The following is a 20,515-nucleotide window of genomic DNA, read 5'->3' on the forward strand; positions in this document are numbered from 1 at the left end:
TTGATTGATAAGGAAATGGGGTAAAGACAAGACAAATGCGAAAAGGAGGAAGTTCCTTATGGGACAAACGAAAAAAATAAATTCCTTAGTATTGCTAGGTCTTGGTCTAAGTCTTGCTGGCGCCTATCTGTCTTCCAGGGAAAATCGTGAAAAAGCGATGCTGAAGGTCAGGCAGATAAAACATAAAGTGATCAGACTACGGGGAGCCCAAGAAGAGGATGTCAACTTGGTGGAAAAGGCGGGTCATCCGGATAAATATTCTTTGGAAGACGCCAAAATGGTATCGGAAGGATCTCAATACGGTGTTCACTTTTATAACGAAGAACAACAGCAACCATAAATGTACAACACAGCCCTGGCCGGGGCTGTTTTTTATTGTGGCGTCAGGGGCGTGTTGTGAACCAGATAATGAGGGATATAACCAATATGTGTGTGAGTAGTGATGGCCTAACAAGAAGAATGCCATAAAAATGTCAACATTTTAAGACCGAAAACCAAGATCTCCGGGTTGCGAGGCAAGCCATCGTAAACACCGTCATCATGTCCTTGTCATAGTCCGGATAATGAAAAAACTGTAAAATCACTTATTATAAGCAGTTCATCACCTTTACTCTGTTCATGGGGATTCAAAACACTTGAATTTTTTTGGTATTGTCCATTTTTACCGCATACACTAAAATAGACATATTGCAGTCTTTTGAACGTTAGAGGTGACAGTATGATTTTGCAAAAATATGACGGTATGTCGAATGATGAGTAAAAAGCGCAAATTGATTCGTATCATTTTGTTGTTTTGTTTTATATCGCTCTTTTTATATTTTAACAATCATTGGCTGCAAACATCTTCATATGAAATATATTCAGAGCGGGTTCCAAAACCTTTTGACGGGTTGACGATTGTCCAGTTATCGGACTTGCATGATGCCACTTTTGGTGACAAACAAAATAGATTGGTAGAAAAAGTGAAGAATCTCCACCCAGATGTAATTTTTATAACAGGAGACATCGTTGACAGCAATCGCTATGATTTAGAAAATAGCTTGGACCTTGTCCGGCAGCTAGTAACACTTTCTGATGTGTATTATGTAACGGGAAACCATGAAGTGGCAGTAAATCAGGTGGAGGAAATCAATGCGTCCCTGAAAAAACTTGGTGTCCATGTTCTGACAAATGACGCCAAAACATTTACGATTGATGGGGAGCAGCTCGTCATTGCTGGCATTGAAGATCCTTTGATGAAAGGCTTGGATTATCCCGACAAAGCGGTGACAGACTCATTGGAGGAAGCTTTTACCGGAATAAGGGGACAGCCATATAGCATTTTACTCTCTCATCGCCCCGAAGTATTTGATGTTTATGTAAAAAAAGAAATTGATCTCGCTTTTACAGGACATGCACATGGCGGACAAATTCGCCTTCCGTTTATTGGTGGCTTGATTGCGCCGGGGCAAGGCTGGTTTCCAAAATATACGGCCGGCAAGTATGAACGCGGGATGACCACAATGGTTGTTAACAGGGGACTGGGGAACAGCATCATTCCGTTCAGAATCTTTAACCGCCCAGAACTTGTCGTTGTAAAGCTGAAAAGCAGGTAATGAAACGATGCCAAGATAATCTCCGTTTACCGACGCATTGAGAGTTTTTAATTCTCATCGTTTTAACATTTGTGAAGAAATTCTGATCATGACAAACTGACTGAATAAAAATCCGTTAATATGGCATCCTTTTACAGTAAAGGAGGCCTTTGTCATGTTAAATTTAATTATCAAAATGATCATCACTCCGATCGTGCTTTCCATAGCAGCCGCCATGTTGACGAATGTCAATTATTTCTATGCGTATCAGCCAGTGGTTATAGGGGTAACGCTTGCTGTTGCCGGCCATTTGCTGGAATGGGCGCTTCTGTCGCGCAGTACCTTTTGGTTAAGTACCATAGGCGACTTTGTTTTATCTACTCTTACTATTTACATTCTTAGTTATTTTTTTGCTGGGGCCGAAGTGACTTTTTTTGGTTCAATGGTAGTAGCCCTTTTCTTGACGGCGATTGAATTTTTCGTTCATATGTGGCTCATTCGTTCGGGAAGGGCCACGAAAGAGGAGAAATTGGGAAGATGAGAAAAAGATATGATCCCCCGTTAAAAGGAGGCTCATATCTTTTTTGTTTACATCAAGACTTCATCAGGTTGCTTCCAATAAGCTTCGTTTCCGGGCAGATCGTCAAACCATGCAGCATCATCCGGACAGTCAAGGACCATGAATTTACCGTAATCACCGTCGCGTGACTGATGAAATTTCAAGTAGGCTTTTCCATCTTGGATCGCCAATATTTCCACTTTTCCTGCTGTGTGACTCATGGAAAGGCGAACCCTTTTTCCGAGTCCGGAAGTTTTTGCCTTGGCTTTCTCAACGATATCGTATACTTCCTTCAGGGAAAGTACAAAATCATTGTTGCCGGCTACAGGGCGGTTTACAAAAAAGTAATAAGGTGTTACTCCCGCCCAAGAAAGTTTATCTAAGAGTTCTGCCAATACGTCAGGGTCATCGTTGATCCCCCGCAGTACAGGGGTTTGATTGACGACGATCGCACCGGCTTCGTGAAGTGCCTGGAAGGCCCGGCGGGCTTCTGCAGTGATTTCTCTGGGGTGGTTAATGTGGGCCATAACGTAAATACGGTTTTCTGTTGTGGAATTTTCTTTGATCACCTTTAATAGCTCTTCATCTTCATAAATCCGCATCGGATTAAAGACAGGGAGTTTTGAGCCAAGCCTGATGATTTTTACATGCTCGATTTCTCTGAGACTTTCGATGATCGATTTTAATCTTCTCGTACCGAGCATCAGCGGGTCTCCCCCGGTTAAAAGCACGTTGTTAATTTCCGGATGCTGGCGGATATACTCAAGTCCCGGACTAACATCGAGCAATGCCTCTTTTACGTCATTTCTAAATAGACGTTTTCTAAAGCAGTAACGACAATAAGCACCGCATACTTCGGAAACGATCAAAAGAGCGGTTGTCGTATACTTGTGCTGGCATCCCGGTACGACATAGTTTGTATTTTCGTCCGAAGCATCCCAGCGCCCGTACTCTTTTAATTCTCCTTCACTAGGGATGACCAATCTTCGAATCGGATCATTTGGATCATCCCAGTCTATTAAACCTAAATAGTACTCATTCACGCGAAATACAAATTTCTCTGTAATTGCTTTCAATTTTTCGCGCTGTTCTTCCGGAATCTGCTTGATTTGGTCAATTTTCGTAATGTACTTTGGCAAAGCCAATATTCATCACCCCATTTTTATATAGTATTACTACTATAACATAAACTTTTTTATAGATTTCGAAAAAAGTAATTATCTGACGAATTGTCAAAAATTTGTTATGAAATTGACCAAGGAAAAAGGAGGCCTTCCTATATGCCATGTATGGCTTTTTTTATGCTGTTTTCACCGGAAGTGATCTCTACAATCTTATTGATTAACTTTCCGGAATCAAGGATAGATTTCAGCACCAGTGCGATATCTCCGCAGGAAATGTCCACGTTGACGATCCATTGCATATTTTCTTGCATGTTGATTTTTCCGGACGGGCCTCCGTGGATCAAATGACCGGGACGTATGATAGTATAGGAAAGTCCGCTGTTTTTTAAGTAATCTTCCGCTTCTCGTTTATGATACAAATAATCCTCAGCGGGTCCTTGGGGGTCGTCAGCTCCCAGGGCGCTCAATAAAATGAAGCGGGGAACTTTGATGCGGCTTGCCATTTTAATAAGCGTTTTTATATGTTTTAAGACGGATGAATGGGGGGCTTGCTCATATGCTTGTTCGTCACAACCACTAGAAAAGATAACCACATCTGTCCCTTTCATCACGTTGGACAAGTGCTCCTCATCCTGGTTCTCCGTTATCATGGGGCCTGTTTTCCACGTTTCCATTTTGACATCATGGTCGGTATGTTTGGATAAAAATTCAAACAGGCAGCGTCCCGGATGCCGACAATCGCTAACAAGCAAAATGTTCATCGACTTTCGCTCCTTTCCCAATTCTTCTTTTATGTATGTATTTCCTTAATGAAAGTTTTATAAACCGATCGTGTTTCATGAAAGCGGCTTCTTGTTATAATGGATGAAAAAGGAGAGAATGCGGCATGTGTGGACGATACAGTTTGTTTTCCAAACAGGATGTAGTGACGGAGCGCTTCCAACTGGCGAATTCCGAGCAACTTGAATGGGTTGAACGCTACAATATCGCGCCGAGCCAACAAGTTTTGGCCATCATCCGGGACGAGAAGGGCAACCGGGCAGGATTTCTAAAATGGGGACTGGTGCCTACGTGGGCAACAGACCCGAAAATCGGCAATAAAATGATCAATGCCCGCATGGAAACCGTCGACCACAAGCCAAGCTTTAAGCGATTATTAACGAGAAGGCGCTGCCTGATACCAGCAGATGGGTTTTATGAATGGAAAAGAGACGGGGACAAGAAGCAGCCTTACCGGTTTCACTTAAAAACAAAACTGCCTTTTGCCTTTGCGGGACTTTGGGATCGCTGGGAAGAGGGAGACAAAGTCATTCATTCGTGTACGATCATTACCACGGAAGCGAATACACTTGTACGAGAAGTTCATAACCGGATGCCAGTCATTTTGACGAAAAAAGCAGAGCAAATATGGTTGGATCGCACAATTGAAGATTCGGCAAAACTTAAACAGTTGCTTCTACCATACAGCGCAGAAGATATGGAATCGTATCCGGTTTCTACTTTAGTGAACAGCCCGAAAAATGATCAAAAGGAAATCATTCAATCATTATAGGAAGCCTGGCCGTGAGCCGGGTTTTTTCATGAAAATGAAGCTCGTATCGAATAAGCGCATTCTTATCCGCATTTTGAACAGCAGCGGGTTTGTAGAAAATGGACACAAATAGCGGTCTCTTTTTCCAATCTTTATATGTCTTTGGCGTTTTTTGTTGACAGCGAGTGATCGGCAGGTTATATTATAACCGCTGGTTAGTAACCATTGGTTATCAAGGTGGAAGGATGCTGATTCATTCATGTTCAAAAAACACGATCTTCGTGCAGAAGAAACAAAAAAAGCGATTTTGGAGGCAGCTGGCAAATTGTTTGCCGCCCACGGATTTGAGTCGGTGACCATCCGTGAGATTGCCAAGGAAGCCGGCTGCTCGCATACGACCATTTATCTTTATTTTAAGGATAAGGAAGGACTCCTCCACGATCTCTCGATGCCGGCCCTCAATCAACTGGAGCGGCAGTTTGAAACAATTTTATCTGAGGAAAAATTATCTCTCGAAGAAAAGCTGCGCGGCTTAAGCCGTGAGTTCATTCGCTTTTGCCTCTTAAAGCGAAATATGTTCACCATTCTTTTTACGGAAAGAGCGGGTAGAGTCGATGAAGCTGAACCGGAGTTGGACATAAACCGGACGCGTAACAAGCTTTTTGCGAGTATGATGGCTGCGTTGCAGGGCTGTCTTGAGCTTCAGCAACATGACAACAGGCTCTTGACTTTTAGTCGGATTTACTATTTTGCCCTTTATGGAATCGTTGGAACCTATGCGCATTCCGAAGAGTCGTACGAACAGCTGCGGGAGCGGCTCGGCTCCACTTTTGACGATATGGTTGATGTGCTTTTGGCTGGCTTTAAGAAAAAGTTGAATAGAGAAGAGGGAACAATATGAAAATGAGCCGGATTTCCGAGCATATTTGGAGCCTCAAATCGTGGGTATTCATTCCCATCCATGTCTGGCTCGTTGTGGAGGAAGATGGAGTTACACTCGTTGATGCGGGAATTCCGCAAATGGCAAAAGGTATTTTGAAGGCAGTAGATCAAATTGGAGCGGGGCCGCTTAAAAGAATTGTCCTCACACACGGGCATTCTGACCATGTCGGAGCAGTCAAACGAATCCTGGCATCCACTCCGGTCCCCGTATACGTACATACGATTGAAATTCCTTTCATGGAAGGTGATCTCGCATACCCGCGTAGGAAAAAAGCCGCGGTCTCCCTAGAAAAAGAAATTGTCGAGCCTCTCCCTGCAGATGAAACCGGGCAACTGCTTCCGATTGGAGGACTCCAGCCTTATTTTACCCCAGGGCATTCCCCGGGACATGTTATCTATTGGCATGAAAGAGACCGTGTCGTTTTGGGGGGAGATTTATTCACCTCCAAAAAAGGGAAGCTTCGCAGGCCGATGCCGATGTTTACGGCCGACATGGCTGAAGCGGTCGAGAGCAGTAAAGTTCTTTTCCGCCTAAAGCCCGTCCATCTCGAAATATGTCATGGAAATCCTGTCCACAACCCGGCAGATCAACTGGAAGAGTATTTGCGCCAAACCCTTTAAGGTTTTACTTAAGAGTGAAGAATAAGGGCAGGAATTTTTAGCGCGATTGCTATAAGGAGCCGAGCCCTGATATATGAATACTATGTACCGCCAGCTTACCAGCTGCTCTTAAAGCTTTATTGGATCAAAGAGTAATTCGGAAAGCTGGCTCCTTAAACATTTAGAAGCCGCCGTACTCAACATGTTTGCTCCCTTATAATCAGCTATCTTACGTTGTAAAAGGTTATTATTCAAAAGAATATGGTATAATCAATGGAATGAAAGGAGGGGTGAGACATTGGAAGAAAGCCTGCAATTAATATTATCAAAATTGGAAAATGTTGAGGGAGAAATTCAAGGGGTAAAATCTGAGCTTCAGCTCATCAAAGCCGATCAAAAAGAAATGTATGCAGAACTTCAGGAAGTAAAAACCGATCAAAAAGAAATGCGTGCAGAACTTCAGGAAGTAAAAGCCGATCAAAAAGAAATGTATGCAGAGCTTCAGGAAGTAAAAGCCGATCAAAAAGAAATGCGTGCAGAGCTTCAGGAAGTAAAAGCCGATCAAAAAGAAATGCGTGCAGAGCTTCAGGAAGTAAAAGCCGATCAAAAAGAAATGTATGCAGAACTTCAGGAAGTAAAAACCGAAGTGAGAATAATTGATAAAAAAGTGGACAATCTCACGAGTGAAATGCGCAGCCATTTTAAGAGGGTCGATGCAAAGCTGGACGAGCATCAATCGGTCTTTAAAGTAGTCAATAAAGAGCTACAAACTGTGAAATATGATATTGACTATTTAAACATAAAAGTTGCCAGCCATGATATGAAGTTGCATAACATCATCAGGAGTATGCAATCATAATCATCTATTCCGAAAACTACAAGCATGCCCACAACCATATATATCCTCAACAGTTATTTCCACATTTCAGATCCCGGAGGTCCGGGATCTTTTCCTTGTTTAAAATACTTTCCTCCACTCATGGATGTGCCAATGAAGGGCGTCACTAACAAAATAATCCAAAGGTGAAAATGCTATTGGTAAAAAATGTCACAAAAAATTGGTCGAACAGCAAAGGAAACCATAAGGACATTTATCAATCTGCATGGGCCGCCACTTTTATACAGCCCAATTCCCATGTTTTTACAAAAAATAGTCGGGTAAATATGTAGTGACCCCACATGAGTTAAAGGAGGCGTTCACTAAAATGGACAAAAAAGCCATCGGTGTATTTCAATCTGAACATGATGCCATTCGGAAAATAGAAGATCTGGAAGCACAAGGTTATGATCCCAGTGATATATACGCAGTAGCTCGGGAAGAGCATGATATTTCCATGCTTCGCGGACAGACAAACGTAGATGTCCGGTCAGGCGGAGGGGATTGGTTTGACCGCTTCGTTCGTTTTATGACTGGTGAAGAGCCGGTAAAAGAGGCGATGCAGAACATGGAGCTATCGGGCCCTGACTGGAGCGATATTATCAGGAAATTGATGACGGAGGAATTTTTTTGTATGTCGATAAGGAATACGGTGAAAGGTACAGCACCAGTGTCCATTCGGGATATATAAATCCTTACGATGTGCCAAACGTTGATGCTGAGTTGCGCACAGAAGCCGATGCAGTTCCACATGCGGAGCATAATATCGTTCAAAAAGGTGCTAGGGGAGATAAAAAGCGCTTTACGTAAAATAATCGTAGACAGACAACGAACAATCCAGCCGATTTTTAAAAAAGCGGGGGCCAATAAGGTCAAAAAATCGCCCTATTGGCCCCATATGCCATGTTTCAACATGTTGGCGATTCAGCTTTTAAAACAACAGCGCCTAAAGTTGTTGTTTGATTTTTGCCAACAACACACGGCAGCCTTCACTCACCAAGTCGTAAGTTTCTTGAAAATTACCAGTGTAGTACGGATCAGGCACATCTTTTTTTAAATGGGTTAAATCGAGCAGCCGCATAACTTTTGGGTGTTCCGGCTCTCCCGTTATTTGATAAATGTTTTGAATATTGGATCGATCCATTCCGATAATATAGTCAAATGTCTCGAGGTCTTCCTTTGAAAATTGTCTGGCGACAAGCCCTTCTGTTTTAATCCCATATTCCTCCAGTTTTCTTTTCGTTCCTTGATGAGGCGGCTCTCCGATGTGCCATGAGCCGGTTCCGGCTGAATCTACCGATATTTGATCCTTCAGTCCTTCTTTTTCCACCAAGTCTTTCATAATCGCTTCCGCCATTGGGGAGCGGCAAATGTTTCCCAAACAAACAAATAACACCTTTACCATGATCAGTCTCCCATTATTTCTTTCGATTTATATGTTATGGTATCATAAATAAAGAAAATTGAAAAACGTTGGAACCGTCGAATTTTGTATTGATTTGTTTTATAAGTTCTTTATAATAAGATTGGTAGATTGTTTTTCAAAAAGGAATGAACATATCCAAGAGGAGAAAGTATTCAATGTCGAGATATAAACCAAAAAAGAAACGAAAAGCGCTAAAAATCGTTTTGATCGTGCTGCTGGTCCTAGTTGTGGGTCTTGTCGGCTACGGTTATTCCATTTATCATAATTTGAACAAAACAGCCAATTCTATACATAAACCTGTTGAGCGAAATCCGGAAGTGCCGCGTTCCTCCGACTTGGAGCTAGGCAAAAAAGAACCCTTTTCAGTGTTGATGCTTGGAGTTGATGAGCGGGCAGGGGATCGCGGCCGGTCGGACACGATTATCGTCATGGCGGTAAATCCGGAAAAAAAGTCGATCGAAATGCTTAGTATACCCCGCGATACACGTGTAGAAATCGTCGGTAAAGGGATTAATGATAAAATTAACCACGCCTATGCTTTTGGCGGGATCGAAATGTCCATGAATACGGTGGAAAAATTCCTTGATATTCCGATTGATTATTATATCAAAATGAACATGGATGGATTCAAAGAAATTGTGGATTCGGTAGGCGGAATCAATGTAAACAATGATCTTGAATTCTCCTATGAAAAGAAACATTTTCCCAAAGGGGAAATCTCCCTAAATGGAGCGGATGCTCTTGCCTATTCCAGAATGCGTAAAAATGACCCGAGGGGAGATTTTGGGAGACAAATGCGCCAGCGCCAGGTTATTCAGGGAGTCATCAATAAGGGGGCGAACATTTCCGCATTATGGAAATATGATGATGTTCTGAAAGCCCTCGGAAAAAATGTCGAAACAAACATGTCTTTCAATGAAATGGTCGAAATACAAAAAAATTATAAGAGCGCCCGCCACAACATCGAACAATACCAGATCGATGGACAAGGACAAAGGATAGACAACATCTATTATTATATTGTCCCCCAAGATGAGAGGGAGAGAATTCAAAGCATTCTAAAGGAACAATTGAATATATAGCTTGAAAGAGGCCGGGACAAAAACCTATAAAAATGAATAAGCCGCATGAAATCAAATGTAAACCTTTGATTTCACGCGGTTTTATTTTCACGATTTGGACGAATATCCATTCGTTTTCAACTTATGTCCCAGCTTTTTTTCATGTTTAAAAAAGGAGTCTAATAATGGAGAAAAGGCACTTATGGCTATTGGCGGCAATCGGATGGTGTGTTGCCATTTTTACCGCAACCGGATCACCTTCTTCGACCGGTGGGAACACGCTCATATTTTTTGAACGATTTTTGCACCTCACGCCTGAACAAGCATCAGTACTGAATCTTTTATTTCGGAAATTTGTTCACCTAACCGCATTTGGATTACTGGCCATCCTTTTTTATCACGGGCTGCGCAAAAAAAGGTTTTTGCTGGCTTGGTTATTCACCACCATATATGCGGCAAGTGATGAACTGCATCAACTATATGTGCCTGATCGGACTGCCTCCATTTTGGATGTCGGGATTGATTCCCTGGGGGCTCTTCTTGCTTTGGGGTTGGTTTCCGCTTTAAGAAAGCGCTCGGACAAAAATGCCTAACATATCATCGTATATTTCATCAAATTGTTCGATGGGAAGCGGGTTGTGACCCAAACCAAGCTCAATCGTAAAACCTGGTTTCCGAAACTCCTGTATAAACCAATCTTTGTAACCAGTATAGTTGTCAATGTAGCGCACAGACTTATAACCGCTTATCCGGGCAAAATCCCGAGCAAGGACTTCAGATTCAGGCGGTTCAAGTCCGTCATATCCCCAATAGATTTCTTTGCCTTGTGTATGAAGGGCAAGCAGAATATCATAGTTTTCCTTGCGGGCGAGCGCCGCCATCGCTTTTGATTCCGGTTCTGAAATGGGGAAAAAACCAGGAAAATCACGCGGTCCCGGCTTTTGGGGCTTGCGTTTTTTCTCCAACTCCCACTTTGCCGGAAATTGTTTGTTTAAATCAACTCCTCGTATGTTCGCTTTCCAGCCGGAGAAGTCGGCGCTTCCCCGGTTTAACGAAACAACCTCCGACGCCCAATCACCCGGAGGACCATTTAAAACCGTATTCACTCCATCGGGATTCACCATAGGAACAGCATGTAATTCGGTATGTGTGTACATGTCAAGCGCTGGAATTCCCCTGATTGTTTCATTGTTTATCAAAGCAATCATATACTCGTGTAAAAATTTCATCAATACCGCGCTTGTAATCCACTCATTGGCGTGAAACGCTGCATTGATTTGCACCTTTTTCCCTTTTCCAACTTTCAAAATATGCAATGGATGACCAAGAAGGCTTTTTCCAACAGTAATGTTGTTCATGAATGGAAAAATCTTAGTGAGTTGATCGACATGACGGTCCAGCTTTTTGAAATTATAACCTTCCGGACTGATCTCCACCGCCGCCGTTTTTTTGGGAACTACTATTTTTTGCCCGGCTTGCAACTGATCCGAATCAACATCTTGATTTAATCGTTTCAGGGCTTTGACGTGTAATCGTTGGGCGTGGGCAATTTTCCCAAACGTATCCCCGCTTTGAGTCGTATAACTCTCTGTCGTAAATCCGGGGATTGTAACCCTCTGTCCTGTTTGAAGAATATTCGACTTTGCTATTTCGGGATTGGAATCAATGATTAACATAAGCGGGATCGAAAACAATTGGCTGTAATTCATAAGTGTATCGCCTGGTCGGACCCGGATTTCCACGGCTGTCCCTCCCCGTTTGAAAAACGTTTTATCATATATAGGTGTATGTGTAAAACACAGATACATGCTGATTTCAAACGGAAAACAATGTATGATTGGAAAAAGAACAGTAGATTGCAAGAAAGGTGAAAAGAGATGCTTGGAGCCATTGAGGCAGGAGGGACCAAATTTGTTTGTGCTGTTGGGCAAAAGGACGGACGATTGGTTGAGCGGATTCAAATTAATACAGACATCCCCGAGCGGACAATCCCTGAGGTGATTGCGTTTTTTCGAGAATTTCCCATACAAGCGATTGGAATAGCCTCATTCGGGCCGATTGATATCAATAAGGAAAGTCCGACCTATGGATACATAAAATCGACACCCAAACCCGGATGGATCAACTTCCCGTTTGTCCAGACGATGGAAAATGCCTTTCATGTGCCAATTCATTTTATCACCGACGTGGACGGTGCCGCTTTGGGAGAGTGGGCTTATGGTGCTGCCAAGGGACACAATAGCTGTTTATACATCACCGTAGGGACAGGAATCGGCGCCGGGGCGGTTGTTGATGGAAAGCTGTTGCGGGGGTTATCACATCCGGAAATGGGGCATATTTCCGTTCGCCGTCATCCGGAAGATTCTTATGAAGGCTTTTGCCCGTATCACCGGGACTGCATCGAGGGGCTTGCTGCCGGGCCTGCTATTGAAGGGCGTTGGGGAGTAAAAGCGGACATGCTTCATCATGAGAAAGCATGGGAAATGGAAGCTTATTACCTCGCCGAAGCGCTCGTCCAGTATATCCTTATTCTATCCCCGGAAAAAATTATTATGGGGGGAGGCGTGATGAAACAAAAGCATTTATTTCCTCGAATTCATTCCCTTGTCAAAGAGAAACTTGAAGGCTTTGTTCCTCTTCCTGACAAGTTGGTGCATTATATTGTGCCGCCGCAGCTCGGAGATGATGCAGGGGTTACGGGAGCTCTCCTCATGGCAAAACAAATCTTAGAGAAAAAGAAAGCCTATGAAAAACAAAAATAAATTTTTAGAAAACGAAAAAATGAGGAGAATTTTCCCTAATAAAAAAGTAAGATGTCTTTCATCCTAAAGTCTTATAAATTAATTCACATCGACTTCCAAATATTCTTGGGGTCCGTCAGAGACATCAGCCTGGCCGTTTGTAAGTTCAGTAATCAGGTCGGAAAATTGACCGGTTCCTTCACTTTCCACATACACATCGATCTCTACCTGGTCTGAATAATGAATGTTTTTCACCAGAAATTTTTGGTTTCTGAGCTCGTTTTCCAGTTTGCCGAGCCATGTATAATCAATACCGATTTTCATTACATTCATTAATCTTCGCTCGACGATCCCAACGGCGTCGATCCCTTCCGAAGCCGCGCGGCCATAGGCCCGGATGAGTCCACCCGCCCCCAGTTTAATACCGCCGAAATACCTTGTTACGACAACGACAGTATCCTTTAACCCGCGCTTTTTTAAAACTTCCAGCATCGGTATTCCGGCTGTGCCGCTCGGTTCCCCATCATCATTTGCCTTTTGGATCAGGTCATTTTCACCGATCAAATAGGCAGAACAATTATGGGTGGCATTCCAATGTTCTTTTTTGATGGACTGTATAAAAGCCTGTGCATCCTCCTCTGTTTCCGCTCGATTTACATGGGCAATAAATCTGGATTTTTGTATGATGATTTCGTGTGATCCTGCTGTTTTGACTGTTAAATAACGTGGAAGCATCGGTACGTTCCTCCTAAAAACTCTTTTTTTCCCAAATGACATGTCGTGTTCTAAAGAAATTATACATGATATAATGACTATGTAGAATGGGAGACGTATAACCAAATCCTAATTTTACCAGTAATTCATTTCGAAAGGGGGAGCCTTCAAGGAGTATTATGGCACTGAAAAAGGTAAACCCGAAAGCGCTGGACAAAATCGTAGAACAGATGATTGAGACGGTCGACAGGAGTAAAGATGAAATTTTTCAAATCGGGGAGCAATGCCGCCGTGATCACGATCACATCATAAAAGAGCTCCAGGAAATAAAGGACGAAGTTAAAGAAGTTATCCAAACCGGAGATTCATTGGAGGTTAAGGCCAAACTGGCAAGGAGGCGCCTATCCGATGTAAGCAAGAACTTCAAGGAATTTTCCGAGGAACAGATTCGCGAGGCTTATGAGTATGCCCATGAATTGCAGACAAAATTAACAATCAACCGCCAACTTGAAAAGCAGCTCAGAATGCGAAGAGATGACTTGGAGAGAAGGCTCATTACTTTGCAGGAAACAATTCATCGCGCGGAAACACTCGTTTCCCAGATTACGATCGTATCGAACTACCTTGTAAGTGATATAAAGGAAATGGGAGAAGCGTTGGAGGATGCCAAGTTAAAGCAGGAATTTGGACTTAGGATCATCGAAGCCCAAGAGGAGGAACGGAAACGCTTGTCCCGGGAAATGCATGACGGTCCCGCGCAGCTGCTGGCAAATGTTCTCATCCGTTCGGATTTGGCGGAAAAAATGCATAAACAACAGGGTCCGGAACAGTCACTCCAAGAAATTCGCAGTTTAAAAGAAATGATCCGGACAGCGCTTTATGAGGTGCGCCGCATCATTTACGATTTAAGGCCGATGGCGCTTGATGATCTTGGGTTGATTCCGACTCTGAACAAATATTTAACGACAGTCGAAGATTATCATAAAGGAACATATATTGAATTTGTCTATTTGGGAAAAGATATTCGACTTCCACCGAAATATGAGGTTGCCCTGTTTCGGCTCATCCAAGAATCGGTACATAACGCGCTTAAACATGCCAAAGCAGAAACAATCCAAGTAAAGGTGGAAATCCAAAGCAGCAAAGTGTATGTCACAATAAAAGACGATGGAATCGGCTTTGACATAAGTGAGACAAAAAGCGGAAGGTTTGGCATGATCGGGATGAGAGAACGGGTGGACATTTTAGATGGAAACCTTTCGGTTCACTCTAAGCCGGGGGCCGGAACCATTATTACGATTAAAATACCATTGCCCTTATAAAAATGATTATGAATAAAGGAGGAAGGACGATGCAAACAAGAATTGCCATTATTGATGACCATGAATTATTTCGTGAAGGCGTTAAAAGAATTTTAGAATTCGAAAAAACTTTTTCAGTTGTGGCTGAAGGGGAAGATGGCTGTGAAGCTGTGGAAATTGTTGAGGAATATTCACCTGATGTCGTTTTATTGGATATCAATATGAAAAACACAAATGGCATTGAAGCGACAAAACAATTAATGGAAGCATATCCCGAAGCCAAGGCGATCATCCTTTCCATTCACGATGAAGAGGCGTATGTAACACACGCATTGAAAACCGGAGCTGCCGGCTATATGTTGAAAGAAATGGATTCAGATGAACTCATTGAAGCAATTAAGGTCGTAGCAGGCGGGGGATGTTACATCCACCCGAAAGTAACCCATAAACTAATTAGGGAATATAGACGTTTAGCAAACGAACAAAATAAAGGAACAGGCTACCAGCAGCCTGAAGTCAGAGTTCCGCTTCACCTGTTAACGAGCCGCGAATGTGAAGTATTGCAGCTTCTCGCCGACGGTAAAAGCAACCGCAGCATTGGTGAAACGCTGTTTATCAGTGAAAAAACGGTTAAAAACCATGTCAGCAATATTTTGCAAAAAATGAATGTGAATGACCGTACCCAAGCAGTTATTACCGCTATTAAAAATGGCTGGGTTGAAGTAAGATAAAGAGCTTTATTGGCAACACAAATTGCTGAAAGCGTCGGGACGCGGAAGCGTACCCCCACAATAAAGTCGGGGCAAAGCGCTAACTGCGTTTTGCTCCTGATTCCTGTTGGAGAAGAACAACCATATATGATCAATCCTCTCCCGAGATTTTGCATCCACTTTACAATACTCCTTATCCGGACGTTCTCTCCTTAGATTCGAAACTTCTTTTTTCCAGTAAAAAGTGAGTATCGTACTTTGATAGAGGGCTTTAAGCGTCGATTTCTGGACTGGTTTACACCAAAACGGTTCTGGTGTTGACGTACAACATTGCCAGCTTGTATATGGACACATGCGTTATTGTCGCAAGTAAGTCCTGATGGAGAGGGAGCATCGTGTACAACTCTGTAGCGCGGTTTCGGGCCGGAACCCGAATGGCTGCTTGCGGTTGTCCTTGGGAATTACGGCTATCGTCGAATTGATATGGAATGACGCAAGAGAGGCGATTGCGTAAATCACAAAAAACCCTGCGGATTACCAGTAAAGAGCGGGATGGGCAGTTATCTGCATGGTAGACAAAACTGCTTTGCAAAAGAGTTTTCTTAGAGAGAAACAGATGTCATTTCCTAGGTAATAGAAAAGTTGCTCCATCAGACATGATGGGAGCAACTTTGAAATCTTAATGGACCGATTCACTTATTTCCTCGTTGTTAAAGTCAGCCCGTTCTGGCAATGAGCGATACTTGAACTTAAAGACAACAAATGACAATATGGCAAATACAGCAAAATAAACGAATAATACGCTTATATTTCCCCACATCTCGGACGTGCTTCCTAATGTAATAATATTCCGATAACTATTAATGGAATACGTAAATGGTAAAAAGACACTTAGATTACGTAATCCTTCTGGAAGCATATCAACCGGTAATGCTGAACCAGTCGTAGATAATTGTAGAACAACAAATGCCAAAGCAAGAAATCTGCCAATGTTCCCCGCTAAACCTACTAGGAATAATACAATCATTAAGAAAGTCAGGCTTGCCATAATCGAGAATAAAACGAAGGAAATACCGCTTTGTACATCTAGTTTTAATATGAATAGCGTGTACAAAGAGATGATTAATGCTTGGGCGGTAGCAAGCATAGATAATTTTGCTATTTTCCCGGTAAACCATGATGTGGCTGATGGAGGCATTGTAACTGGTTTTCGATACTGAACAGCAAACGACATCACTAAAACTCCAACGTACAGTGCCAATGTTAAAATATACGGTGCGTTGGCATCACGATAAAATGGAAAACTATTAATGACTTCACCGTCTAACACAACAGGCTCAGCAAACATCGCAATATTCTCTTCTTCTGGATTGATACTGCTCGTTCGCTCAGCGCCTCCTTCTAGACCTGCCTGCAATTCTTCACTTCCATCAGATAGTTGTTCCAGACCTCCGTCTACTTGTGAGACACCATCTGTTAATGTTGCCCAGCCTGCCTTCACTGTTTGATTTCCTTCACTCACTTGACTAGAACCATCATGTAGTCTTGTAGCACCAGAGGATAGTTCTTGCCATCCACTTTCGACCGCATTGTTGCCGTCACGAATTTGTGAAGAACCATCATGCAGTTGCGCCGCTCCATTTGTAAGGTCATTCCAACCACTTTTTACAGTGGCATTACCGTCACTCACTTGTTTTGTTCCGTCATGTAATTTAGCAACGTTTGTTTGTAATTCTTTCCACCCGGCTGCTACCGATTGATTGCCGGCAGCCACTTCTTTTGAGCCTTGAGCTAACTGGCTTGCCCCATTCTGTAATTGTTGTTGTCCCTCTACAAGCCGGGAAAGGCCATTGTCTAAAGCGGTTACCCCAGGATTTAGCTCATTTTTAAGCCCATCTCGTAATTCATTAGCTCCATCTACCAGTCTTTGAAAATCTTTTTGTTTTTGAGGAACTGTTTTTAAACCTTCGTTTAATTGTCCCATGATGAGTTTATATAGAACATTTTCTTCCAGTCCATCCACACTGTTAGGCAGTTGTTCAAGAGCTGCCCGTAAATTTTGCATTGATTCAATTGTTTCATTAACACCCGCTTGCGCCTGTTGAACTCCTGCAGCTAACTGTTCACTTCCGGGAAGAACTTTTTCGCTCAGCCCGCTTTTAAGCTGTGCAGTCCCGTCTTTTGCTTGTTGGGCGCCTTTTAGTAATTGAGTTGAACCGGAATGAAGTTCACCTGCGCCCTCCGCTAGTTGAGAAGATCCAGTTGAAAGGCGGTTAATGTCAGATGACTTTTCATTTAAGGCACTTAATAATTGTCCAGTCCCATCATTTACTTGTCTGGCGCCATCTGCTAATCTGGCAATATCATTTACTTTATTTTGTAAATTATATAACAAGGTGCCGGTTCCAATGTTTAATTCTTGTGAACCGTTAGCAAGTCTTGTTATGTCCCCTTGCTTGGATATTAAAGATTCTCGCATCGTCCGTGTCCCGTCTGCCAACTGTTTAGCGCCATCTGCTAAACGTCCTATATCGGACGACTTTTCATTCAAGGAATCAAGGATTTGTTCAGATCCATCTTTTAATTGTCCAGTCCCATCATTGATTTGTTTGGCGCCATCTGCAGCTTCAGTAAATCCGCTTGCCACTTCTTTCAGTTGTGATACGACATTTTCTACATATGTCGCGGTAATTTGTGTAGACAACTGTGTTTTTAATGTTTCAGCAGCTTTATTCGTCACCTGGGCGGCCATGAAGTGCAGCCCTTCGTTTTGTGTATATTTTAATTCTGGCTTTATCGGTTCGTCATCAAGGACAGTCAATGTCTTTTTTGAAAAATCTTCAGGTACTTCAATCGTCATATAATATTCCAGCTTTTCCATACCGCTCTTAGCCTCTTCAGGTGAGACAAAATCCCAACCCAATGACTCATTTTCTTCTAAGCTGGCAATTAAGCTTTCACCGATGTTAATTCTTTGGCCATCTGAAATAGCGCCTTGATCATTATTAACAACAGCTACTGGCAAATTATCCGTGTTATCGTATGGCCCCCATTTTGGAGATAACATGATCATCGCATATACAAGTGGAACGAGGAGCGCCAAGCAGACAGATAGAAGTACATATTTATTTTTAAAAATACGTCTCATCTCTGCGGAAATATAACCCGCTTTTTCCATGAAATATCCTCCTTTAAGTTGTCTTGCTGTCTTTTCCTATTAAGAGGTAATAACATTCAAGTGCTGAAGTTCAAACGACACGAGTGGAAAAAATGGAAAGTTCAATAAGGTAAGAATGATGATCTGTTGGAAAAAACAGTTTTCCATTTGCTTTGTTAAAAAAGGCAATGAAAATCATGAGATTTTCACTGCCTATCCTCAATCATTTAATTGAAGATATACTTTCTTAAAAAATGGAAAGAGCCACCTAATGCAATAAGGATCGCGCCCGTTAATAAGGAGAGTGGAATATTCGTTGCTGTATTCGGGAGAACTCCGCCTTTACTAGTACCTCCTAGCTTTGGAGGATCATTGTTGTTATTCCCTGTTCCTACATTTGTACCATTTTGCTCACCCGGCTTGTTATCATTGCCAGGCTTTTGCCCGTCTCCTGGTTTTTCACCATCACCCGGCTTTTGCCCGTCTCCCGGTTTTTCACCGTCACCCGGCTTTTCACCACCTCCGGGCTTATCACCGTCACCCGGCTTTTCACCACCTCCTGGTTTATCGCCATCCCCAGGTTTTTCACCACCTCCTGGATCTGCGGCTTCTTCAACATAAACAGTCCGAGTAGCTGTCCCTTTATTTCCAGCTTTATCTGTCACTGAATATGTAATGTTATATTTACCGGCTTTTTGAGTATTTACTTCTCCCGAAATCTGAATTTGTTCGGTGAGATCTCCATCAACATTATCTTTCGCAGTTGCCCCTGGCTCGTTGTACGTTTCACCAACTTTTAAAGTCATTGGGTTGTCGCCGTTTAACGTAATAACCGGTGCTTCATGATCCACTTCTGCCTCTGTTTCTTCTACTTTCACGGTCGTAAGCAGCGTATCTTCAGGCGGCGTACAAGTAACAGGCAAATTAACTGGTGTTGTCCCTAACTTGGCATGAATTTCTGCTTTTATTTCACCTACATGGATATCTATATCCTCATTGCCCGCAGTATAACTTGCATCATTGGCACTTATCCGGAACGGAATAAAAGGCGCGTCGTTGTCAAACGGAGTTTCCGGGATGGCAACTCCTTCTGCTCCGACTACATTCACTGTCTCATTTGCTGCTTGCAAATGAAATTGCTGTACATGACCATTAAAAGGATTAATTAACCCCTTTAAAGGTGCTAAGCTCCCAGTCACATCCACTTCAATAGCTGTTTCAATATCAGAAACAGAAAACTGCTGATTTGGATTCACCGTATCCGGGACAGTTACAGTAGGGGTAACCTTCATATCAATAAGAATGTCTCCGGCAATGGACGTTTTTGCGACACATACGTAATTGAACGATTTTGTTGCTTGTTGTGCATGTGCGGCGATCATTCCACCGCTATAGAAAAATACGCAAATCATACTTAAGATCATAATAGTGAGCTTTTTTGCGATTTTGCTCATGATTATCTCCTCCTTCTTCTTCGTTTAGTTCTTCTTTATCCCGCATGTAAGGTGCCGTAAGCCTCCCACTTCAAAATCTCGAGGGAATTCAAAAGGTCCAAGTGTGAGATAACGGCACCTAAATGCCCGATTGGTTCAACTAACATTCAATAGGAGAAAAGCATTCCTTGAATGAAGTTTCACTTTATCCCGCATGTAAGGTGCCGTAAGACTCCCACTTCAAAATCTTGAGTGAATACAAAAGGTCCAAGTGTGAGAAAACGGCACCTAAATGCCCGATTCGTTCAACGAACATTTAGTAGGAGCCCTACTGAATGAAGTTTCACTTTATTAATAAGTCACGTATCACACTCCCCCGACTTCATAAAACAGCGTTGTAAACCTTTTCATTTTCTGTTAGTATGAAAGCAGTTATAGTACAGAGATGTATTAAGTAATCTGTTGTACGAAAGCTGTACTATTACTTTAAGATTTTTACACTTTTTCACCAATTCCTAAAAATATCGTATTTTCATCAAATTGATTCGGTTATACCCTATTTTTATACGGTCAATAACGACCTTGCGATAAATACAAGCCTTCATTCATCCCGCATGTAAGGTGCCATATACACCACATCAAGACCTGAGTAGATACAAAAGGTCTAAGTGTGAGAAAACGGCACCAAAATGCCCGATTCGTTCAACGAACATTCGTATGATATGGAAGAAAACGCCTATTCACTTTATAAGGGATATATCTGTT

General features: G+C 42.5%; 20 protein-coding genes. 13 read left to right on the forward strand and 7 right to left on the reverse strand.

Features of this window, described 5'->3' with window-relative positions; translation table 11 throughout:
- Positions 1-58 precede the first annotated feature (58 nt).
- From MHB50_RS02105 to MHB50_RS02115, 3 genes are all read left to right on the forward strand, one after another.
- Positions 59-340, forward strand: a complete 282-nt coding sequence (locus MHB50_RS02105) for a hypothetical protein (RefSeq protein WP_083717279.1) — start codon at positions 59-61, stop codon at positions 338-340.
- Between the two features lie 412 nt (positions 341-752).
- On the forward strand, positions 753-1,595 hold the full coding sequence (locus tag MHB50_RS02110; RefSeq protein ID WP_077109948.1) for a metallophosphoesterase: 843 nt from the start codon (positions 753-755) through the stop codon (positions 1,593-1,595).
- A gap of 154 nt (positions 1,596-1,749) precedes the next feature.
- Positions 1,750-2,115 (forward strand): DUF2512 family protein, encoded by a 366-nt coding sequence (locus MHB50_RS02115; protein WP_077109921.1) that lies wholly within the window; start codon positions 1,750-1,752, stop codon positions 2,113-2,115.
- A gap of 47 nt (positions 2,116-2,162) precedes the next feature.
- Here MHB50_RS02115 and MHB50_RS02120 read toward each other — a convergent pair whose 3' ends face one another.
- Positions 2,163-3,278: a KamA family radical SAM protein gene (locus MHB50_RS02120; protein WP_077109922.1), complete on the reverse strand. Its 1,116-nt coding sequence runs from the start codon at positions 3,276-3,278 to the stop codon at positions 2,163-2,165.
- A 131-nt stretch (positions 3,279-3,409) separates the two neighbouring features.
- Entirely contained in the window at positions 3,410-4,018 is a 609-nt protein-coding gene (locus MHB50_RS02125) for an NAD(P)H-binding protein (RefSeq protein ID WP_077109923.1), read from the reverse strand.
- A 125-nt stretch (positions 4,019-4,143) separates the two neighbouring features.
- On the opposite strand from MHB50_RS02125, the gene MHB50_RS02130 reads away from it, so the two are divergent.
- The 5 genes from MHB50_RS02130 to MHB50_RS02150 all read left to right on the forward strand — a co-directional run bounded on the left by MHB50_RS02130 (position 4,144) and on the right by MHB50_RS02150 (position 7,898).
- Complete coding sequence (locus MHB50_RS02130) at positions 4,144-4,809, forward strand: SOS response-associated peptidase (protein ID WP_077109924.1); 666 nt, start codon at positions 4,144-4,146, stop codon at positions 4,807-4,809.
- Between the two features lie 238 nt (positions 4,810-5,047).
- The gene (locus MHB50_RS02135; protein ID WP_077109925.1) at positions 5,048-5,689 is read left to right on the forward strand and encodes a TetR/AcrR family transcriptional regulator; all 642 of its coding nucleotides are present in this window, start codon (positions 5,048-5,050) and stop codon (positions 5,687-5,689) included.
- Positions 5,686-6,351 (forward strand): MBL fold metallo-hydrolase, encoded by a 666-nt coding sequence (locus MHB50_RS02140; RefSeq protein WP_205178855.1) that lies wholly within the window; start codon positions 5,686-5,688, stop codon positions 6,349-6,351. The genes MHB50_RS02135 and MHB50_RS02140 overlap by 4 nt, the downstream gene beginning before the upstream one ends.
- A 277-nt stretch (positions 6,352-6,628) precedes the next feature.
- Positions 6,629-7,189 (forward strand): hypothetical protein, encoded by a 561-nt coding sequence (locus MHB50_RS02145; protein WP_340084786.1) that lies wholly within the window; start codon positions 6,629-6,631, stop codon positions 7,187-7,189.
- Between the two features lie 346 nt (positions 7,190-7,535).
- Positions 7,536-7,898 carry a general stress protein gene (locus MHB50_RS02150; protein ID WP_077109928.1) on the forward strand — a complete coding sequence of 121 codons (363 nt, stop codon included), beginning with the start codon at positions 7,536-7,538 and terminating at the stop codon, positions 7,896-7,898.
- Between the two features lie 255 nt (positions 7,899-8,153).
- Here MHB50_RS02150 and MHB50_RS02155 read toward each other — a convergent pair whose 3' ends face one another.
- The gene (locus tag MHB50_RS02155) at positions 8,154-8,612 is read right to left on the reverse strand and encodes a low molecular weight protein-tyrosine-phosphatase (RefSeq protein WP_077109929.1); all 459 of its coding nucleotides are present in this window, start codon (positions 8,610-8,612) and stop codon (positions 8,154-8,156) included.
- Positions 8,613-8,788: 176 nt separating this feature from the next.
- Here MHB50_RS02155 and MHB50_RS02160 point away from each other — a divergent pair, with 176 nt between their 5' ends.
- Together MHB50_RS02160 and MHB50_RS02165 are read left to right on the forward strand one after the other, a co-directional pair.
- Positions 8,789-9,715: a LytR family transcriptional regulator gene (locus tag MHB50_RS02160; RefSeq protein WP_083717281.1), complete on the forward strand. Its 927-nt coding sequence runs from the start codon at positions 8,789-8,791 to the stop codon at positions 9,713-9,715.
- A gap of 164 nt (positions 9,716-9,879) precedes the next feature.
- Positions 9,880-10,287 carry a VanZ family protein gene (locus MHB50_RS02165; protein ID WP_077109931.1) on the forward strand — a complete coding sequence of 136 codons (408 nt, stop codon included), beginning with the start codon at positions 9,880-9,882 and terminating at the stop codon, positions 10,285-10,287.
- Here the strand turns inward: MHB50_RS02165 and MHB50_RS02170 are convergent.
- Positions 10,258-11,436 carry a M14 family metallopeptidase gene (locus tag MHB50_RS02170; protein WP_077109932.1) on the reverse strand — a complete coding sequence of 393 codons (1,179 nt, stop codon included), beginning with the start codon at positions 11,434-11,436 and terminating at the stop codon, positions 10,258-10,260. The genes MHB50_RS02165 and MHB50_RS02170 overlap by 30 nt on opposite strands.
- Before the next feature lie 135 nt (positions 11,437-11,571).
- On the opposite strand from MHB50_RS02170, the gene MHB50_RS02175 reads away from it, so the two are divergent.
- Positions 11,572-12,456, forward strand: coding sequence for an ROK family protein (locus MHB50_RS02175; protein ID WP_077109933.1), 885 nt, complete (start codon positions 11,572-11,574; stop codon positions 12,454-12,456).
- Between the two features lie 78 nt (positions 12,457-12,534).
- Here MHB50_RS02175 and MHB50_RS02180 read toward each other — a convergent pair whose 3' ends face one another.
- Positions 12,535-13,170, reverse strand: coding sequence for a YigZ family protein (locus MHB50_RS02180; protein ID WP_077109934.1), 636 nt, complete (start codon positions 13,168-13,170; stop codon positions 12,535-12,537).
- A gap of 158 nt (positions 13,171-13,328) precedes the next feature.
- On the opposite strand from MHB50_RS02180, the gene MHB50_RS02185 reads away from it, so the two are divergent.
- Positions 13,329-14,471 carry a sensor histidine kinase gene (locus MHB50_RS02185; RefSeq protein ID WP_077109935.1) on the forward strand — a complete coding sequence of 381 codons (1,143 nt, stop codon included), beginning with the start codon at positions 13,329-13,331 and terminating at the stop codon, positions 14,469-14,471.
- 29 nt (positions 14,472-14,500) lie between these two features.
- Positions 14,501-15,181: a response regulator transcription factor gene (locus MHB50_RS02190; protein WP_077109936.1), complete on the forward strand. Its 681-nt coding sequence runs from the start codon at positions 14,501-14,503 to the stop codon at positions 15,179-15,181.
- Positions 15,182-15,839: 658 nt separating this feature from the next.
- Here the strand turns inward: MHB50_RS02190 and MHB50_RS02195 are convergent.
- Positions 15,840-18,338: a YhgE/Pip domain-containing protein gene (locus tag MHB50_RS02195; RefSeq protein ID WP_340084787.1), complete on the reverse strand. Its 2,499-nt coding sequence runs from the start codon at positions 18,336-18,338 to the stop codon at positions 15,840-15,842.
- A 206-nt stretch (positions 18,339-18,544) separates the two neighbouring features.
- Positions 18,545-19,771: a DUF5011 domain-containing protein gene (locus MHB50_RS02200; RefSeq protein WP_340084788.1), complete on the reverse strand. Its 1,227-nt coding sequence runs from the start codon at positions 19,769-19,771 to the stop codon at positions 18,545-18,547.
- Positions 19,772-20,515: the final 744 nt, after the last annotated feature.

Source organism: Siminovitchia sp. FSL H7-0308, from assembly GCF_037980985.1.
In the GTDB taxonomy this organism is placed as follows: Bacteria; Bacillota; Bacilli; order Bacillales; family Bacillaceae_C; genus Siminovitchia; species Siminovitchia thermophila.